At 69.4% G+C, this 18,937-nt stretch carries 9 protein-coding genes and 1 pseudogene; 5 read left to right on the top strand and 5 right to left on the bottom strand.

Annotated elements, in window-relative coordinates; translation table 11 throughout:
* Positions 1-47: 47 nt before the first annotated feature.
* From I8N68_RS25770 to I8N68_RS25750, 5 genes are all read right to left on the bottom strand, one after another.
* Complete coding sequence (locus I8N68_RS25770) at positions 48-1,280, bottom strand: glycosyltransferase WbsX family protein (protein ID WP_200215080.1); 1,233 nt, start codon at positions 1,278-1,280, stop codon at positions 48-50.
* A gap of 177 nt (positions 1,281-1,457) precedes the next feature.
* The gene (locus I8N68_RS25765) at positions 1,458-2,447 is read right to left on the bottom strand and encodes a substrate-binding domain-containing protein (protein ID WP_200215079.1); all 990 of its coding nucleotides are present in this window, start codon (positions 2,445-2,447) and stop codon (positions 1,458-1,460) included.
* Positions 2,448-2,561: 114 nt separating this feature from the next.
* Entirely contained in the window at positions 2,562-3,647 is a 1,086-nt protein-coding gene (locus I8N68_RS25760) for an ABC transporter permease (protein ID WP_200215078.1), read from the bottom strand.
* Complete coding sequence (locus I8N68_RS25755) at positions 3,637-4,638, bottom strand: ABC transporter permease (RefSeq protein WP_200215077.1); 1,002 nt, start codon at positions 4,636-4,638, stop codon at positions 3,637-3,639. The genes I8N68_RS25760 and I8N68_RS25755 overlap by 11 nt, the downstream gene beginning before the upstream one ends.
* Complete coding sequence (locus tag I8N68_RS25750; RefSeq protein ID WP_200215076.1) at positions 4,635-6,176, bottom strand: sugar ABC transporter ATP-binding protein; 1,542 nt, start codon at positions 6,174-6,176, stop codon at positions 4,635-4,637. Before I8N68_RS25750 ends, I8N68_RS25755 begins: the two co-directional genes overlap by 4 nt.
* Before the next feature lie 226 nt (positions 6,177-6,402).
* On the opposite strand from I8N68_RS25750, the gene I8N68_RS25745 reads away from it, so the two are divergent.
* The 5 genes and pseudogenes from I8N68_RS25745 to I8N68_RS25725 form a co-directional block, all read left to right on the top strand.
* Positions 6,403-7,470 (top strand): LacI family DNA-binding transcriptional regulator, encoded by a 1,068-nt coding sequence (locus I8N68_RS25745; protein ID WP_307812971.1) that lies wholly within the window; start codon positions 6,403-6,405, stop codon positions 7,468-7,470.
* A gap of 201 nt (positions 7,471-7,671) precedes the next feature.
* Positions 7,672-11,361: an alpha-glucuronidase family glycosyl hydrolase gene (locus I8N68_RS25740; protein ID WP_200215075.1), complete on the top strand. Its 3,690-nt coding sequence runs from the start codon at positions 7,672-7,674 to the stop codon at positions 11,359-11,361.
* Between the two features lie 27 nt (positions 11,362-11,388).
* Entirely contained in the window at positions 11,389-15,000 is a 3,612-nt protein-coding gene (locus I8N68_RS25735) for an alpha-glucuronidase family glycosyl hydrolase (protein ID WP_200215074.1), read from the top strand.
* 283 nt (positions 15,001-15,283) lie between these two features.
* Positions 15,284-18,553 carry a glycosylhydrolase-like jelly roll fold domain-containing protein gene (locus I8N68_RS25730; protein WP_200215073.1) on the top strand — a complete coding sequence of 1,090 codons (3,270 nt, stop codon included), beginning with the start codon at positions 15,284-15,286 and terminating at the stop codon, positions 18,551-18,553.
* A 126-nt stretch (positions 18,554-18,679) separates the two neighbouring features.
* A pseudogene (locus I8N68_RS25725) lies at positions 18,680-18,937 on the top strand (hypothetical protein); the annotation flags it as partial.

Genomic DNA, 18,937 nt, shown 5'->3' with positions numbered 1-18,937 from the left:
CAGGATCCTCGTACGGACGAGAATACGAACCAATGCGCCACCGGCGCTCATCGTGCTCTCGCCGAGACCGTGCGAAGAGCGTCGAGGTAGGCCATGCCGTGCTCGACGTCGGGCTCGAGGTAGCTGCCCTCCGTCCACTCGTTCCAGGCGTTGATCGCGACGATCTTCAGCTCGTGCTCCGGCTTGGACACGAATTCGCGCGCCGCCTGCAACGCCTGCCGAAATTCACCGGGGGTGTTCTTGGTGAAGACCGGTGTGAAGGGGTAGCCGATGTGCTCGTAGACGTCGGACTGGGCGGTCCGGGGGCTCGGATCCCAGCCCATGCTCACCACCGGGAAGTACGGCGCCTCGAAGTCGCCGTCGAACCGCTGCCAACTGCGCGCGGCGGACTCCCGGACCGTGTCGTACGGCGTGGCGATCTGGGTGAGCAGGTCGTACTCGTGGTGGATCCAGGTGTAATGGGTGACGCTGTCGAAGCCCAAGTCCGCCACCATCGCGTTGATGTCGGGCATCCACTGGTTGACGACGACGTTCAGGTGCAGCTCACCGACGCCGGCGCGAGCCGCTCGCGCCCGCAGGTCATCGAGCGCTGCGCGGGTCGCGGGGCGGCCGCCGAGCCCGGTCTGCAGGGTCCCGATGTCGTAGATCGAGAAGTAGGCCTTGCCGCCGACGCGCCAGTAGCGCGGGTGGTGCATGTAGTTGGCGATGACGTGGTCCGTGGCGCGCTCGAACCCTGCGCGATCGGTCGCCCCGGGCATCAGGGTGTCGTAGAGGGTGCGGCGCTTGGCCGGGTACAGGTCCCACCAGTCGTGGTTGGCCCACATGAGGGCGAATTTGAGGTCGTCCGCGTTGTCGGCCTTGAGGAAGCCACGGTCCAGGGCGCCGTTTAGGAAGGGGCCGTCGTACCAGTACCAGTCGAAGATGAAGGCGTTGAGGCCGTGGCTGGAAGCCGCGTCGATGCGTCGAGCCATCTGCTCGGGATCGCTTTCGTCGGTGTAGCCCCAGAGTGGCCGCTTCGGCTGGTCGTGGCCGTCGAAGCGCGGGCGGGCCGACTTGAGCACCTCCCACTCGCTCCACCCCGGTCCGAACCACTGCTCGTTACGGGGATCGGCGTGCCACTGGGGGAAGTAGTAGGCGACGAACTCGACGCCGGGCTCCTGTGCCCGTTCGGTCGGCGTCTGTGCGGCGGCCGGGCTGCCGACCACGCCGTCGACGGCGAGGGCGCCGACGCTCGCGCCGGCCAGGCGGAGGAAATTCTTGCGGGAGATGGGCGTGCTCACGGGATACCTACCTCGGTGGCGACAGAAGGAGCGAGGGGATCACCCGGCGACCGGGGCGGCGCGCCAGCGGCGCCATCAGGGTCAGGGGGGCGGTTGAGCAGCAGGGCGAAATCGACTGCGGGCGCCGTTTGGGTGCCGTCCCGGGGCGGGTGGGTCTCGCCCCGGGACGGCGCTGGCTCAGCCCGCGAACTGGGCGACGTTGTCCTTGGTCACGAGCGTGACCTTCTGGAACACCTCGCGGTTGGTCTCGTCGTCGTAGGTCAGCTTTCCGCCGCTGACAGCCTGCGCCGCGAGTTCCACGGTCTTGGCGCCCATGCCCGCCGGGTCCTGGGCGATGGTGGCCGACAGCCCGCCCTTGCCGATCGCGGTGACCGCCTCGGGGTCGGCGTTGAAGCCAACGGTCACGATGCCCTTGACCGGATCCTTGCCGGCGTCCTTGATCGCGTTGGCGGCGGCGACGCCCATCGGGTCGTTGCAGGCGAAGACGCCGACGACGTCGGGGTCCTTGGCAAGGGCGTCCTTCATGATCTTGTACGCCTCTTCGGCCTTGGAGTTGCCGGAGAGTTCGGTGACAACCTGGAAGCCCTTGTCCTTGATCTGCTGGTCGAACGCCTGGTTACGCCGGGCCGCGTAGACGGCCGAGGGCTCGCAGGTGATCGATACGACCTTCTTGCTCTTGGCGCCGTTGGCCGCGACCTGCTGGGCCATGTAGTCCGCGGCCTGCTTACCGCCGTCCGCGTTGTCGGAGATCACGATGGCGTCGTACGGGGTGCCGCCCCCGCCGATGTCGTCGATGATGACCGGGATCTTCTTCTGCTTGGCCTTGGCGACGATCGGGCCGAGTGCGTCAGGCTTGAACGGGCTGATGATGAGGACGTCGACGCCCTGGTCGAGCAGCGCCTGGGCGCCGGTCACCATCTCGTTCTCGTCGCTCTTCTCGTCGTGGAGCTTGAACTTCCAGCCCTTTGCCTCGACGGCTTCGCGGGTGCCCTTTTCCATCTTCTGGAAGAACTCGTACTGCATGTCGTAGACGGAGAAGCCGACGGTGACATCGCCGCTGGCTTTGCCGGAGGGCTTGCCGCCCTCGGCGGTCGTCGAGTCCGAACACGCGGTCAGCCCGAGGGCGAGCACCCCGGCGACGGCCAGAGTGGAGAAGGTGGTGCGCACGGTTCCTCCTTTGAAGGTTCCCGCTTGCGTCGCCGCAGCGGGCGGTGAAAGCTGAGACGTTTCAACTGCTGGTAGCGCGTTCTCTTTTGACGTGGACAGGGACGGGAGACGTGGTCAGCGTGCCGGCGCCTCCCGGCGCCGACGGGGCAGCATGTGGGCGAACGAGCCGGGCGCGGCGAACCGCGTGCGGAGCCCGTCGATGGCGAGTGCGGTGATGAGCACGCAGCCGAGCACGACCCGCTGATAGGAGGCGTCGACACCGCGACTGACCAGCAGATCGTTGAGGACGCCGACCAGCAGCACCGCGGAAAACGTGCCGATGAGGGTGCCCTTGCCGCCCTTGAGGCTGGTGCCGCCGAGGACGACCGCCGCGATGACGCGTAGCTCAAAGCCGTCCTGGGCGGAGCCGTCGGCGGTCCATACCCGACTGATGTAGGTCAGCGCTGCGATGCCGACGCTGAGTCCGATGACGACGAAGATGAGCATGCGGATGCGGTGCACGGAGATGCCGCAGAACCGGGCGGCCTCCGGCGAGGAGCCGAACGCCAGGACCCGGCGCCCGGTGGCGGTGCGACGCAACAGCACCCAGATCGCGCCGTAGAAGGCCACCATGATGAGAAACGGCAACGGGATACCGGCGACGTTGAGCCCGCCGATCTTCACGAAGGGCGACCCGATCTCGCTGTAGGGCAACGTCTTGGGGCCGTCTTGCGTGAGGACGTAGGCGATGCCGCGGAAGACGAAGAGCATGCCGAGCGTGGCGACGAACGGCGGGACCCGCATGGCCGTCACCAGCGCGCCGTTGACCGCTCCGCAGGCCACGCCGGTGATCACCGCGACCAGGACGGCGAGTCCGGTGCCGCCGGCCGCGTAGCCCATCAGGGTCGTCACTGAGACGAGCGCAAGCTGGCCGCCCACCGACAGGTCGAAGGTGCCGTTCATGACCGCGAGCGTCATCGCCGCGGCGACGATCCCCAGGTAGGCGCTTTCGCGAAGCACCGACTGGAGGTTGGCGACGGTGAGGAAGTCCGACGACAGCAGCGGCGAGGCGGCTAGCAGAACGACGAGGACCGCCGTGATCCCCCAGGTCTCCCACAGCGCTCCGATGCTGTGCTGGCGGGCCCAGCGGCGCTGGGTCTCGGTGGCCGGGGCGGGGGCCTGGGCGCCGGGAGCCGGCGGCAGGGCGGTGTCAGACGTCATCGAGGGCCTCCGCGGGGGCGTTGCGGCGCAGGGCCTGGATCGTCAGGGCGACGACGAGCAGCAGGCCGATGCTGATGCGCTGGTAGGCGGGTGGGGTGTTGAGCAGGTTGAGACCGTTGCGAATCGTCTCGATGAGCACCGCCCCGAGCAACGTGCCGACGACCGACGCGCGTCCGCCGAGCAGGCTGGTGCCGCCGATCACCACGATCGTGATCGCGTCGAGTTCGAATCCGAGGCCGAGCTGCCCCGAGCCCTTCTGCAGCTGACTCGAGATGAGCAGGCCCCAGATGCCCCCGGCGACACCGACGATCACGTAGACGGTGGTCCGTACACGGTCGACAGGCAGGCCGGACATGCGCGCGGCCTCCCGGTTCGAGCCGATCGCGCACACCCAGCGGCCGAAGCGCGTGCGGTTGACCACCCACCATGCGGCGAGCGCCGTCACCGCGGTGAGTACCACCGGCATCGGTACGCCGAATACACGTCCGGCGGCGAGGAACTTCAGGGTGGACGAGCTGACGATGGCGTCCCGGCCGCCGGTGTAGGCGAGGGAGACACCACGGACGATGACCAGCGTCGCCAGGGTCGCGATGAACGGGGTCACGCCGAGCTTCGTGACGACGAGGCCGTTGAGCAGTCCCACCGCCGCGCCGACGAGCAGGCCGACGAGCATCGCGACGGCTGCGGGGTGACCACCTACGATCCACGTGCACGTGACCGCGCCGGTCAGGGACACCGTGGAGCCGACGGACAGGTCGAACTCTCCCATCGCGATGCACAGTGTCATCGCCAGCCCGGGGATCGCGACGATCCCGGCGGCGACCACGACGTTGGTGAGGTTGTCGACGCTGAGGAAGCGATCGGTCGCCACGGTGAGGACGACAGCGATGAGCGCGAGCGGCAGCGCCAGCGGTGCGCTCTCGATCGCCCGGTTGAGACGGGCCCGCGGGGCGGTGGCGCGGGCGCCCCGCTCGGGGGCGGCGGTGGTCATGCGGCCACTCCGATCCGGCGACCCGTGGTCGCGCAGGCGACGACATTTTCTTCGGTGCGGTCCTGTCCCTCGAGGACCCCGACGATGCGTCCTCTGGACAGCACCACGACGCGGTCGCTCGTGCCGAGCAGCTCCGGCAGGTCGCTGCTGACCATGATGACCGCCGCACCTCCGGCGGTGAGCTCGTTGATGAGGGCATGGATCTCGGCCTTGGCGCCAATGTCCACGCCGCGGGTGGGCTCGTTGAGGACGAGGACCCTTCCGCCCGGCGCGAGCGCCCGGGCCAGCAGCACCTTTTGCTGGTTGCCACCGGAGAGCTCGCTGATGAGCTGGTCCGGACCGGTGGCGCGCACCCGCAGGCGGCTGGCGTACTCGGTGTAGGTGCTCGCCTCCGCGCGGCTGGAGAGCAGGCGGGCAAACCCGCGACGCAGCCGGTCCAGCACCGTCACCGTGAGGTTCTGGCGCACCGACAGGTCGGGCAGGATGCCCGCATGCTTGCGGTCCTCATGGAGGAAGCCCACACCCGCCGCGAGCGCGTCCGCCGGGTTCGACGGAGCGAATCGCTGGCCGTCGAGTTCCATGTGCCCCGCGCGGAGCGGCAGCGCGCCGAAGACCGCCTGCGTGAGCTCGGCCTGACCGGCACCCGCCACGCCCCCGATGCCGACGACCTCCCCCGCCCGTACGTCGAGGCTGACATCGCGCAGGTGCCGACCGGCGCTCACGTTGTCGAGGCGCAGGACGACCCTTCCCTCCGCCACCGCCTCACGGTGGAAGACCGAATCGATGTCGCGCCCGACCATGAGTCGGACCAGCTCGTCCTCGTCGGTGGCCGTGATGTCGAGGGTACGGACGAGGCGCCCGTCACGAAGGATCGTCGCTCGGTCGGCAACGGCGAACACCTCCTCCAGCCGGTGGCTCACGTAGACCACCGAGCGGCCCTCGTCGCGGAGACGGCGGACCACATCGAGCAGCCGCTCGACTTCCTCCTTGGACAGTGCTGCGGTCGGCTCGTCCATGACGATGACCTGACCGTCGGCGCCGAGCGCCTTGGCGATTTCGACGAGCTGCTGCTCGGAGACGCTGAGATCGGCGACCCGCGCGTCGGGGTCGATGTTGACCCCGAGGATGCCGAACAGTTCCCGGCATCCGGCACGCATCTGGCCGTACCGGATCCCGCGGGACCACCGGGAGTGCGGCTCGCGTCCCGCGTACACGTTCTCCGCGACCGTGAGGTCGGGGAAGAGTGTGAACTCCTGGTAGATCACGGCGATGCCGTGGGCGTGCGCATCACTGGGCCGTCGCGGCGCGTACACCTCGCCGCGTAGCCGGACGGTGCCGGCGCTGGGTGGGTAGACCCCGCCGAGGACCTTCAACAGGGTCGACTTGCCCGCGCCGTTCTCCCCTACCAGGGCGTGCACTTCGCCGGCGCGGATGTCGAGGTCGACTCCGTCGAGCGCGCGCACCCCCGGGAACTCGACCGTGAGGCCGGAGACCTCCAACACGGGAGCCTGGGAGGTGTCCACTGAAGAAGGGCTCATTCGGCGGCTCCAACCAACGATGTGGGGTGGTGGTGAATCGTTTCAACGACCGCTACGCTGTGAAGCTAGAGCCGACCTCCGGCACGTGTCAAGAGTCACAACGTCATCACTCTGACATCGACTCGAAACGGGGGCGTCACCTGATTAATACATTTGAGTCAATGCCAAGGGTCGGCCCGGCAGCGGCGGGCGCCGACGAGACGAGGACGACGTGAACCGACCGCCAGTGAGCATCCGTGACGTCGCGAGCATGGCCGGCGTCTCCGTCGGCACGGTCTCCAACGTCCTCAACCGTCCCGACATCGTCGCCGAAGCCACCCGCCGGCGGGTCCTCGACGCGATCCGCGATCTCGGTTTCGTCCGCAACGAGTCCGCCCGGCACCTGCGCGCCGGTCACAGCCGCACGATAGGGCTTGTCGTCCTCGACGTCGCCAACCCGTTCTTCACCGACGTCGCACGCGGTGTGGAAGACAGCGCCAACGACGCCGGTCTCGCGGTCATCCTCTGCAACAGCGATGACGACCCCGCCAAGGAGTCCCGCTACCTGGACCTGCTCGAAGAGCAGCGGGTGCAGGGAATCCTGATCACCCCGGTGGCCACGACCAACCACCGGTTGGAGCAGCTACGCGAGCGCGGCACCCCCATCGTGCTGCTCGACCGCCGGGCGACCGACGACACGCAATGCTCCGTCGCCGTCAACGACGTCCTCGGCGGCGAACTCGCGGTGCGACACCTGCTCGCGCAGGGGCACGAGCACCTCGCGTTCGTCGGCGGGCCCTTCACCATCCGTCAGGTACAGGAGCGGCAACAGGGCGCCCTCCAGGCGATGCGGGCCGCCGGCCGGGACCCGGGCGACCTGCACGTCGTCGAGACCAGCGCCCTCAACGTCGCCGCCGGCCGGGACGCCGCCGCCCGCCTCGCCGGGGCGATGCCCAGACCGACCGCGGTGTTCTGCGCCAACGACCTGCTCGCTCTCGGCGTGCTTCAGGAGATGACCCGCCGCGGCGTGCGGGTTCCGCACGACGTGGCGATCGTCGGCTACGACGACATCGACTTCGCCGCCGCCGCCGCAGTGCCACTCACCTCGGTTCGCCAGCCCCGGCACCTGCTCGGACGGACCGCCGCGGAGCTGCTCATCGAGGAGGCGACCGAGGACAGCAGCCACCAGCACCGGCAGGTTGTCTTCGATCCGGAGCTGGTCGTACGGGATTCGAGCGACCGGACGATCGGCCGGCGGCCGCGGCGGCGCCGGCCCAGCCCCGAGGGCGCGGCTGCCACCCCGCACCCCGCCTGACGGCCAAGGGTGCGGTGGCACCACGTGCGTTATCCGGCCGCCCGCGCCACGGCGTATCGACGACGACTGAAACAAGTTTCAGTTGCGAAACGCATTGACCCTCTGCCACGCGTCTGGTGTGGTCTGACCATCGCAAACGGTTTCAGACCGCTTGCAGTAGCTCTTCCTCTCCCCTGCCAGCACCTGCGGAAGGAGGACCGCATGCCGGGCATATCGCGTCGGGCGCTGTTGAAGGCCGGCGGCGGAGGCGTCCTGAGCGCCTACCTGTTGGCCGCGGAGGCGCAGACGAAACCCGCCTATGCCAGCCCCGTCGCGGACCAGCTGCTACTCGAGGACGGCTATCGGTTGTGGCTGCGGTATCAGCCCGTCGCTCATCGGGAACGCCGACTCGAGTACGAGCGGGCGTTCACTCAGATCGTCCGCCAGGGCGATACAGCGGTACTGCGGGCTGCGGAATCGGAGCTGGTTCGCGGCCTGACGGGGCTGCTGGCCCGGAGCGTCCCGGGAGCGGCCGCACCAATCAGGCCGGGGGCCGTCGTGCTGGGTACGCCGGAGAGTTCGCCGCTGATCCGGTCCGCGATACCCGCCGATGAGCTGGCCGAGTTGGGCCCTGAGGGATATGTGCTGCGGCGCATCGGCCTGGGCGGCGAGGATGTCACCGTCGTGGCCAGCGCCGGCGAGCGTGGCGTTCTGTACGGAGCCTTTCATCTCTTGCGGCTGCTCCAGACCGAGCAGCCAATCGGCCGGCTGGACGTGCGGGATTGCCCTGCGAGCCCGCTACGCCTGATCAACCACTGGGACAACCTGAACCGGTCGGTGGAGCGCGGGTACGCCGGCCGCTCGATCTTCAACTGGGACGGGCTCCCGACGCTGGATCCGCGCTACACCGACTACGCGCGAGCGCTCGCCTCGGTCGGGATCAACGGCACGGTGGTCAACAACGTCAACGCCGACGCCCAGTTCCTGGCCTCGAACCGCCTTCCGGGCCTGGCAGCCCTGGCCGGGCCGCTCCGCGAGTGGGGTATCACCTCCTACCTCTCCGCCAACTACGCGAGCCCCATCATCCTCACCGCGGACGACGCTGACCCGATCAGGACCGCCGACCCCGCCGACGCACGCGTCCAGGCATGGTGGCGGGCCAAGGTGGCCGAGATCTACGACGCGATACCCGACTTCGGCGGGTTCCTGGTCAAAGCCAACTCCGAAGGTCAACCCGGCCCGCTGGACTACGGACGCACCCACGCCGAAGGCGCCAACATGCTCGCCGACCTCGTTGCGCCACACGGCGGCATCGTCATCTGGCGGTCGTTCGTCCACGAGGGGTTCGGCGACTGGGCCGAGTACCAGCACCGGGTCTTCGCACCGCTGGACGGCGACTTCGCCGATAACGTCGCGGTCCAGACCAAGAACGGGCCGATCGACTTCCAGGTCCGAGAACCGGTGAATCCGCTGTTCGGTGCGCTGCCGAAGACGAACCAGATGATCGAGCTGCAGATCACCCAGGAGTACACGGGCCACGCCACCCACCTGTGCTACCTCGTACCGCAGTGGAAGGAGGTCCTCGACTTCGACACCCGCATGCAGGGCGAGGGCAGCACCGTGGCCCGGATCGTCGACGGCAGCGCGTACGGCCAGACAAACGTCGGCTTCGCCGGGGTGGTGAACTTCGGTGACGACCGGGACTGGACCGGCTATCAACTGGGGGCCGCAAATACCCACGGCTACGCCCGACTCGCCTGGAACCCGAGGCTCGACGCGAAGGAGATCGCGCGGGAGTGGGTGCGGATGACCTTCGGGAACAACGACGTCCTGGTCGCGGCTCTCACCGACGTGCTGCTCGGGTCGTGGCGCACATACGAGGACTACACGTCGCCGCTGGGCATGGGTTATCTCACCTACCCGCTGGGCGCGCACTTCGATCCGGACCCCCGGTCGACGCTCAACCTGTCCCACTACACCGACGCGACCGGCACCGGCTTCGACCGGACGGCGGCGACCGGCACCGGGTACACCGCCCTCTATCACAAGTACTGGGCCGACACCTACGAGTCGCTGGCCTCCGTCCCGGACGAACTCCTGCTCTTCATGCACAAGGTTCCGTACACGCACCGGCTGCAGTCCGGCAGGACCGTGATTCAGCACATCTTCGACAGTCACTTCGACGGTTTCCGCCATGCCCTGAAGCAGCGGGAGACCTGGCTGCGGATGGGCCCGTACGTAGACCCGCAGCGACACGCCGATGTACGGAAGACGTTCGACGACCAGATGGCACATGCGCGGCTCTGGCGCGACACCGTGGTGGCGTTCTTCTTCAGCTACAGCAGGATCCTCGACGAGCGCCGCGCCTGGCTGCAGGCGGATCTCGGCGGAGCGTCGGCCGTGCTCTTCGGTGGCTGGCCCAACCGATTGCCCGTCGAGATCGGCAACGCGACCGGCGAGGACCTCGCCGTCCGCTCCACCGTTGCGGTCCCCGACGACCACTGGAATGCGTCGCCCGGCGAACGGGTCATCCCGTCCACCGAGTTCGCGACGCTGAAGTTGCCGGTGCAGCCGCCCCTCACCGCGGACATCGTGACCCTGGACCTCGCTGTCGAGCCCACCGCGCTGGAGACGCTCGGCAACACGGGCAAGCAGTTCGTGGTGACTCCGGCGGGCAGGCGGTGCCTGCTCGCGCTCGATGCCGGCTCGTCCAGCAGCCCGCTTGTCCGCGACTACCAGCGGCTGACGCCGGCAACCGCGTGGGATCCGAAGCGTGGGTTTGGCTGGGTTGGGGGCGCTCCCCAGGATCGTGACCGGGGAGGAGCGTGGGACGCGCTGCGGCGCGACTTCTGCGGCGACTACCCGGCCCGTACGCTCAGGATCGCGATCCCGGCCGGGCGGCACGACGTCGCGGTCCTCGTCGGGGACGGCGGGCCCGACTCCTACCCGACCTTCATCGTCGCCGACGGACAGCGGGTGGCCGAGAGTCCGCAACTCCCCGGCGGGTCATTCGCCTGGGTCCGGTTCTCACTCGACGGCGGCGCGAGCGGTCGCACTGTCGACCTGACGTTCGACAGCGTTCCCGACCAGTTCTGGCATCTGTGCGCGCTCGTCATCGTCGATCCCAACTCGGTCCTGCCCCCGGCCGTGCTGACCGACGTCGAGGCCGACTTGGCCTGGCTGGGTGGCCGGCCGACAGAGGTCGCCGTGTCGGTGGCCAACACCGGCAACGATCCCGTTCCGGTCACGATCGAGATCGACGTGCCGGATGGCTGGGTGAGCGAACCGCTGTCCTGTGTGCTGCCCGCCGGCACGGAGGAGACCGTGCGGGTCAAGGTCACGCCGCCACTGGTCCCCACGATCGCGACCGTACGCGTCCGGGTGACCTCCGAGGCAGAGGTCGGAGACGGCGAGCGGTCCCTGTCCGTGGTCGCGGTGCCACCCGGCGACGCGGTACCACTCGCGCTGGACGCCGGCAGTTCGGCGAGCCCCGTACTGGCCACGTACAAGCGCCTGGCACCCGACGACGCCTGGGATCCGGTCCGTGGGTACGGCTGGGTCGGCCGGACGCCCGATTTCCGCGACCGCAATCTCCTCGACGATCTCCGGCGCGACTTCATGCTGGGGCGGGACGCACCGTACGTGCTACGGGTCGCGGTGCCGCCCGGCGTACATGTCGTGCACGTGCTGACGGGCGATGCGTTCGCGCCTTCGGGAACGACGACGATCCGCGAGAACTCCCAGAATCTCGGCTCCTCCGGCCCGGAGATCATCCCGCAGGGGCAGTTCCGCTGGTTCACGTTCTCCCTGGACGGTGGCGCGGACGGCCGGACCGCCGACCTGGAGCTGGTCGGCGCCCAGCGGGACGGCTACTGGCGACTGGTGGCGCTCGTCCTGCAACCGGCCGAGTGACGAGGACGACCGAATCGAGGAGAGACGATGTCGGGACTGACCAGGCGGCGGCTGTTGACGGCAGGCGCCGGAGCCGTGGCCGGCGCATGGCTGCTGCCCCCGCAGGCGCTGGCGGCGCAAGCCCAGCCAGCGCAGCTGCCCCAGCTCGATCCGGCCGAGGACGGGCACGAGCTGTGGTTGCGGTACCGGCCGGTGGGTAACCCCGGCCGACGTGCGGAATACACCCGGGCGTTCACGCACGTCGTACGCCAAGGCGAATCGTCGGTGCTGCAATCCGCGGCGGCGGAGCTGACGCGGGGCCTCAGCGGGCTGCTGGACCGCGACGTCCCGACCGCGGCCCAGCCGTCCGAGCAGGGTGCCGTGGTGCTGGGCACCCCGAGCAGCTCCGCCCTGGTGCTCGATCTACTCGCCGCCGCCGAACTGGACGAGCTCGGTCCGGAGGGCTTCGTGCTGCGTCGGGTGCGCGGCGACGGCGGCAAGGACATCGTGGTGGTGGCGAGCACGGGAGACCGCGGGGTGCTCTACGGCGCCTTTCACCTTCTGCGGCTGCTGCAGACCGAGCAGCCGGTCGAACGGCTGGACGTCCGGGACCGGCCAGCGAACCCGCTGCGGCTGCTCAATCACTGGGACAACATCAACGACACCGTCGAGCGCGGGTATTCCGGCGGCTCGATCTTCCAGTGGTCGGTGCCCGGCCTGTCACCGCTGGTCGGTGACTATGCGCGGTATCTGGCGTCGCTGGGAATCAACCGGACGGTGGTCAACAACGTCAACGCGAACCCGCAGTTCCTGACGGCGAAAATGCTGGACGAGGTGGCCGCCGTGGCCGACGCGCTGCGGCCCTGGGGCGTGACCCTGATGCTCTCGGCCAACTTCGCCAGCCCGATGGTCCTCGACCGGCTGCCGACCGCCGACCCGCTCGACCCCCGCGTCAAGGCCTGGTGGCGCGACAAGGCAGCGGAGGTGTACGGGAAGATCCCGGACTTCGGCGGTTTCCTCGTGAAGGCCAACTCCGAGGGGCAGCCGGGCCCGGCCGAGTACGGCCGCACGCACGCGGACGGCGCCAACGTGATAGCCGAAGCCGTGGCACCGCACGGCGGCCTGGTCATCTGGCGGGCGTTCGTGTACGACCTGAGCGACGGGGACGTCTCCACCGACGCGTACCGGACCTTCGTGCCGCTGGATGGTCACTTCGCCGACAACGTCGTGGTGCAGGCGAAGTACGGTCCGGTCGACTTCCACGTCCGCGAGCCCGTGCACCCGCTCTTCGGGGCCATGCCCCGCACCAGCATGGCTCTCGAGCTGCAGGTCACCCAGGAGCACACCGGCCACGCCACCCACCTGTGCTACCTCGTGCCCTGGTGGAAGAGCGTCCTGGCCTTCGACACGTACGCGAAGGGGGCGGGGACGACGGTGGCGCACATCGTCGACGGGTCGGCCTTCGGGTCGCTCCACGGCGGACTGTCCGGCGTCTCCAACTTCGGCGACGACCGGAACTGGACCGGCCATCACCTCGCGGGCGCAAACGCGTACGGCTATGGGCGCCTCGCCTGGGATCCCAGCCTCTCCGCCGAACAGATCACAGACGAGTGGGTCCGGATGACGGTCGGCTCGCACCCGCAGCTGGTCAAGCCGCTGACCGCGATGCTGCTCGGGTCGTGGGCGACGTTCGAGGACTACACGTCGCCGCTGGGCATCGGGAACCTCGTCGCCGGCAACGGCGACCACTACGATCCCGACCCATCGAGCGCGCAGATCGCCGACAGCACCTCCGTGGGCTTTGACCGGACGGTCGCGACCGGCACCGGGTTCACCGGCCTCTACCACGAGCCGTGGAAGCAGATCTACGAGTCCCTCGAGTCGGTGCCCGACGAGTTGCTGCTGTTCATGCACCGCGTGCCGTACAGCCACCAGCTGCACTCAGGCAAGACGGTGGTCCAGCACATCTACGACACCCATTTCGAGGGGCTCACGGCAGCGGAGGCCGATCGCCGTACGTGGGACGACGCCGAACCATGGGTGGACAGCCGGCGGCACGCGGCGGTCGCGGAGCGCTTCGACGCGCATATCGCGCACGCCACGCTGTGGCGGGACACCATCGTCGCCTACTTCTTCAGACTGAGCCGGGTGCTCGACGAACGCCGCTCGTGGGTGCAGGTCAAGCTCGCCGATCCCGGCGCGGAGCTGGTCCTGGGCGGATGGCCCAACCGCCTTCCGCTGGAGATCGGCAATGCGTCGCCGGGCCGGCTCGAGGTCACGGCGCGGGTGAACACCCCCGACGGCTGGACAGCCAAGGCTGCGACCACGGCCATCGAGTCCCGGCAGTTCGAGGTGGTCGACCTGCCGGTCATTCCGCCTACGGTCGGGGCGATCGTCTCCGTCAGCGCCGACGTGCAGGCCGGTGGTCTGCCGGTCCTCGGGGGTACGAACACGTCCCTGGTCGTGGCGCCGGTCGGCCGGCGGTGCGTACGCGCCCTCGACGGCGGGTCCAAGTCCAGCCCGCTGCTGCCCGGCTACGCGCGGTTGAGCCCGGAGACCGCCTGGGACGCGCAGCGCGGCTTCGGCTGGGTGGGCACCCCGCCGCAGCAGCGCGACCGCGGATCGGCCCTCGACGCGTTGCGGCGCGACTTCTGCGCCGACGTCCCCGCCCGCACCCTGCGCATCGCCGTCCCGCCGGGCTCGTACCCGACGTACCTGCTCGTCGGCGATGTCGTCCGCTCCCAGCCCACCATCGTCAGCGTCGACGGGGCGGAGCTGGCCCGCAGCCGGGTGCTCGCGGGTAACGAGTTCGAGTGGTTGACCTTCACGCTCGACGGCGGGCCGTCCGGGAAGACGGTGGACCTTCGCCTGTCTGGCATTCCCGGCGAGTTCTGGCACCTGAACGCGCTCGCCATGGTGGATCCCGACTCGGTCCTGCCCCCGGTCGTGGTGGCGGGTGCCTCCGCGCACGAGGTGCTGACGCTGCCCGAGGAGCCGGCCCGGGTGGTGTTCACCCTGCAGAACACCACCGACGCCGACTCGGTCGTACGACCGGCGCTGAGCGCCAGCCAGGGCTATCAAGTGACGGTGGAGTCCGAGCAGGCGACCGTGCCCGCCGGCGGTTCGCTCGAGGTCCCGGTGACGGTCGTGCGGGATCCCGGCACGCCGGACGGCACGCTGACCTTCGAGGTGGGCGGGGAGTCCCTGACCGTGGCCCTGCTGGCGACCGACAACTGGGTGCGGGGGGCCATGATGTCCGCGTCCAGCACCCACGCGAACTCCTCGCCGTCGCTGGCGAACAACGGGAACACCGACTCCGAGCAGTGGAACAACGGTGCGGGCGGATGGAACGACGGCACGGCCGGCGCGTTCCCCGATTCGCTGACCGCCAACTGGGAGCGTCCGGTGCGGCTCGGGCGGGTGAAGGTCCTCACGCTGGACAGTCGGCAGTACCCGGCGGCCAGCTGGGGTCTGCGCGACTACGACGTTCAGCTGCAGGTTGCGGGTGCGTGGCAGACGGCGGCGGAGGTGCGGGGCAACACGGCGGGCGTCGTCGAGTCGACGTTCTCAGCGACGACGGTGAGCGCACTGCGGATCGTCGTCCACGACACCAACGACCACGGGTACAGCAGGATCATGGAGCTCGAAGCATATGAGTGAGTGTGGGTCGGCGCAGCGGTCACCGGGCGTCGAGACGCACCACCTGGGAGGGGGCGGCGTGCCGGCTGCACAGACAAGTTCGCGTTTCGCTCATCGAGGCAGGCACATGTCGAAATTGGTGGGCGTCCTCACGGCCTTGGTCCTCGTGGCCGTGTCCCCCCTGCAGGCACTCGCCGGCAGCGACCAGTCGGCGCAGGAAAGGACGCGGCAAGCGGACGCCGTGGCGGGATCTGCGCTGTCTGGGGCCCGCTTCGAGAATCCGACCGGCGACAGCAAGCCCACGATGCTCTGGTTCTGGAACGGGACCATCACCGAGGACCTCGTCGACCGCCAACTGGCCGACATGCGTAGCGAAGGCATCCGCGAGGCGGTGATCTTCCCCGACGCGACCTCGTCCCTGAACCCCGCCTTCTTCACCGAGGGCTGGTTCGCGATGGTCGGGCACGCCCTGCGCGAGGCGCAGCGGACGGACATGAAGGTGTGGCTGTACAACGACCGCAGCTTCCCCAGCGGCCGCGCCGCCGGCTACGTCGTCAACGGCGGCACTGTCGGCGACCGCGTCTACGAACCGCATCCCGAGCTGCGCGCGCAGAGCGTCGCGCGGAGCGAGCTCGAGGCTTCAGGACCGGGATCGTTCGACGTCCGCGGTCGCTTTCCCGGGCTGATCCCCACCGCGCTCAGCGTGTCCGAGGGCCGCCTGAAGGTGGACGGGGGCTACGTCACGCTACTGGGCCGCGGCAGCGACTGGACCGACTACACGCTCTCTTTCGACACGCAGCCACTCCAGACGGCATCGCTCGGTGGCCGCAGCTATGCGCAGGCCGGCTGGGTCTACCGCGCCCAGGACACCGCGAACGGCTACATGTACCTGCTCGGCAACTATCCCCATGCGGGGGCCGCGGGCGGAAACCTGACGAAGATCATCTACAAGAACGGCGCGTACGTGTCGACCCGGGTGATGCGGCTGCCGTTCAACGTGGTGAGCGGCCGTTCGTACCACGTCGAGACGCGCGTCGAAGGCGACCACGTGGTCACCTCGATCGACGGCACGATCGTCGACGAGACCACCGACGCAACCTACGCGCACGGCACGATCGGCTTCCGGGAAGCAACCACCCAGCACGAGTCGGCCACCTTCGACAACCTGCGCGTGACCGCGCCGGACGGCGCAACCCTGCTCTCGCAGACCTTCGACTCGGAGTCGGCGTTGAGCGACTTCGCCACTCCGGTGCCGGCCGACAACGTCGTCGGCGTGGCCGCGCTGCCGGTACACGACGGCAAGCCGGACCTCGGCGGACTCATCGACCTCATCGACCGCTTCCGCGCAGGGACGTCGTGGAGCGTCCCGGACGGCAACTACCAGATCGAGTACTACCTCCACCACGCCCGCACTGACTTCGGCGGCGACGGATACCTGAACCTGTTCGACGAGGAGGCGATCAGGCGCTACATCCAGGTGGTCCACGACGACTACCACCGGCGCTTCGCCTGGGCGTTCGACGCAGGCGTGGTCCGCGGGCTCTGGGACGACGAGCCGCGGATCGCCACCGGGTACGGCGCGGAGCCCCCGTGGTCCGACCTCGTCGGGCGCAACATCACGAGCGCCGGCTCGACGCCGGCGCAGGCGCTGGCCGCCACCTTCGGCGACTACGGACCTGCCGGCAGCCGGCTGCGGGGCGTGCTCTCGAACGCCGCCGGTGACGCGCTCGCGCAGGCCTACTACAAGCAGCAGGGCGACTGGGCTCGGGCGCACGGCACGCAGATCATCTCCAACCCCCTGTCCGACGATCGCCCACCGGCCTGGATGCTCCGCGAGACCGGCGACATCCACAAGGACAACCAGTGGATCCAAGTGCCCGGCGGGGACGCCATCAGCGGCAGGGTGGCGCCCGGGCTGCGCAACCTGGTCCCGCGCTACATCACCAGCGACGGGCATCAACAGGGCGCCAGCCGGATCCTGCACGAAAACCTCGGCGCCTACGGCTGGGGCGTCACTCCGCAGCTGGCACGCTACGTCAACGGCGCGATGGGCGTGCGGGGCGTCAACCTGACGGTGCTGCACGCGTACTGGTCCAACCCGGACAGCGTGCGCTATCCCCCGCCGCTCCAACCCTCCAACCCATGGTGGGACTCGATGGACGGCGTCGTCGACTGGACGGGCCGGGTGATGGAGCTGACGCGAGGACAGGCGAACGCGCCCACGGCCCTGCTGCACCCGCAGACCGCCGCACAGGCCTGGCAGCGGACCGAGACGGGCGACGCGCTCGACGACGCGTTCCGCTCCGTCACCTACACGATGGAGGACGCGCAGGTCGACTTCGACATCCTCGACGAGGCCTCCCTCAACGGGGACCCCGCGATGAAGCGCCAGGCGGTCGTCAGCGACCAGGCCCTGACGGTGGGCCCGCAGTCCTATCGAGTCGTGGTCCTGCCGCCGGCGCCGACGATGAGCGTCAAGGCAGTCGCCCGCCTCGACGAGCTCGCGCGCGCCGGAGGCACGGTCATCGCCTACGGCGAACTCCCGGCCCAGGAGGCCGACGGCCAGGACGAGGCACTGCGCGCGGCGCTCATCCGCCTGTTCGGCACGGACCCCGCCCACCCGCAGCCGACCGACCATCAGGTCGGGTCCGGCCACGCGGAGTTCGTCTCCACGACGACGGACCTCCAGCGGGCGCTCGACGAGGCCCGCGCACCCGCCGCGCAGCTCCAGCCCGCCAGCCCGGAGATCCGTGTGCTGCGGGTGAAGCACGGACCGGACCAGGTGTTCATCCTCATGAACGAGGGCACCAAGGCGGTGGACACCACCGCCGCCTTCCCGATCATGGGCACGCCGGAGATCTGGGATCCCGACGACGGCTCCCACCGCGTCGCGACCCGGTTCGACGCGACACCCGGCAGCCACACCACGACCCTGCCGCTGCACCTCGAGCCGACCAAGACCCTGGCGGTGGTGTTCCGGGGCCAGCCGCCGGCGCCACATCTGGTGCAGTCTCCGTTCGAAGCGAGCTCGGTCAGCAAGACTGATCGGGACACGCTCGAGGCCACCGTCTTCGCCGACCGGCCAGGCGACTTCACGCTGATCGGCGCCGAGGGCCCGCGGACGTACACGGGCAGCCTGCACGTCGGGGGCCCCATTGCGCCGATCGCGCTCGACGGTCCCTGGCGCTTCCGCTTCGACCAGCCCGATGCGCAATGGAGCGAGCGACCCCTGGGGTCATGGACGGAGGCCGACCGGTCCTACTCCGGGGACGCGACGTACGAGAAGAACGTCAGCCTCTCGGCACAGGATCTGGCATCGGGGCGACGGCTGATCCTCGACCTCGGGAGCGTCCGGGACGTCGCCCACGTCGCCGTGAACGGCACGCAGGCCGGCCGCCTCTTGTGGGAACCCTACCGGCTCGACGTGACCGACCTCCTGCACGTGGGGGAGAACCGGATCGACGTCACGGTGACCAACACGCCAGCCAACGCCCATGGCTCGCCACAGCAGTCGGGACTCGTCGGACCGGTCGTGCTGCGCCCGCAGCAGGAGGCGACCGTCCAGCTCAACTGATGACCGGGGGCGCGGCGGGGCTCGCCCGCCGCGCCCGATCGCCTGTGGGGCTCGAGAATTGGGTTACGTCGCGTGGCCTACGTTCTGTGCGAGCTTGAGCCCTGCGCAGCCGTCATGCTCGTGGCCATGAGCACGTCGTTGGTGTACCTGCTCCTGCGCCAGGTCCTACAGATGTTGTCCCAGATCGCCCGCGATGGCGGGGCCAAGGATGTGGAGATCCTGGTGCTTCGCCATCAGGTGGCGGTGCTGCGCCGCCAGGTGACCCGCCCCGATCTCGAACCGGCGGACCGGGTGGTGCTGGCGGTGTTGTCGCGGCTGCTGCCCCGCCCTCGCTGGTCGGTGTTCTTCGTGACCCCGGCGACCCTGTTGCGGTGGCATCGTGAA

Source organism: Micromonospora coerulea (assembly GCF_016598485.1).
Classification (GTDB): Bacteria; Actinomycetota; Actinomycetes; order Mycobacteriales; family Micromonosporaceae; genus Micromonospora; species Micromonospora coerulea.
This window is presented reverse-complemented; position numbering and strand designations above follow the sequence as displayed.

Coding starts and splice junctions, on each gene's coding strand:
- I8N68_RS25760 (WP_200215078.1), bottom strand. CDS start 3,647: ATGACGTCTGACACCGCCCTGCCGCCGGCTCCCGGCGCCCAGGCCCCC.
- I8N68_RS25755 (WP_200215077.1), bottom strand. CDS start 4,638: ATGACCACCGCCGCCCCCGAGCGGGGCGCCCGCGCCACCGCCCCGCGG.
- I8N68_RS25750 (WP_200215076.1), bottom strand. CDS start 6,176: ATGAGCCCTTCTTCAGTGGACACCTCCCAGGCTCCCGTGTTGGAGGTC.
- I8N68_RS25740 (WP_200215075.1), top strand. CDS start 7,672: ATGCCGGGCATATCGCGTCGGGCGCTGTTGAAGGCCGGCGGCGGAGGC.
- I8N68_RS25735 (WP_200215074.1), top strand. CDS start 11,389: ATGTCGGGACTGACCAGGCGGCGGCTGTTGACGGCAGGCGCCGGAGCC.
- I8N68_RS25730 (WP_200215073.1), top strand. CDS start 15,284: ATGCTCTGGTTCTGGAACGGGACCATCACCGAGGACCTCGTCGACCGC.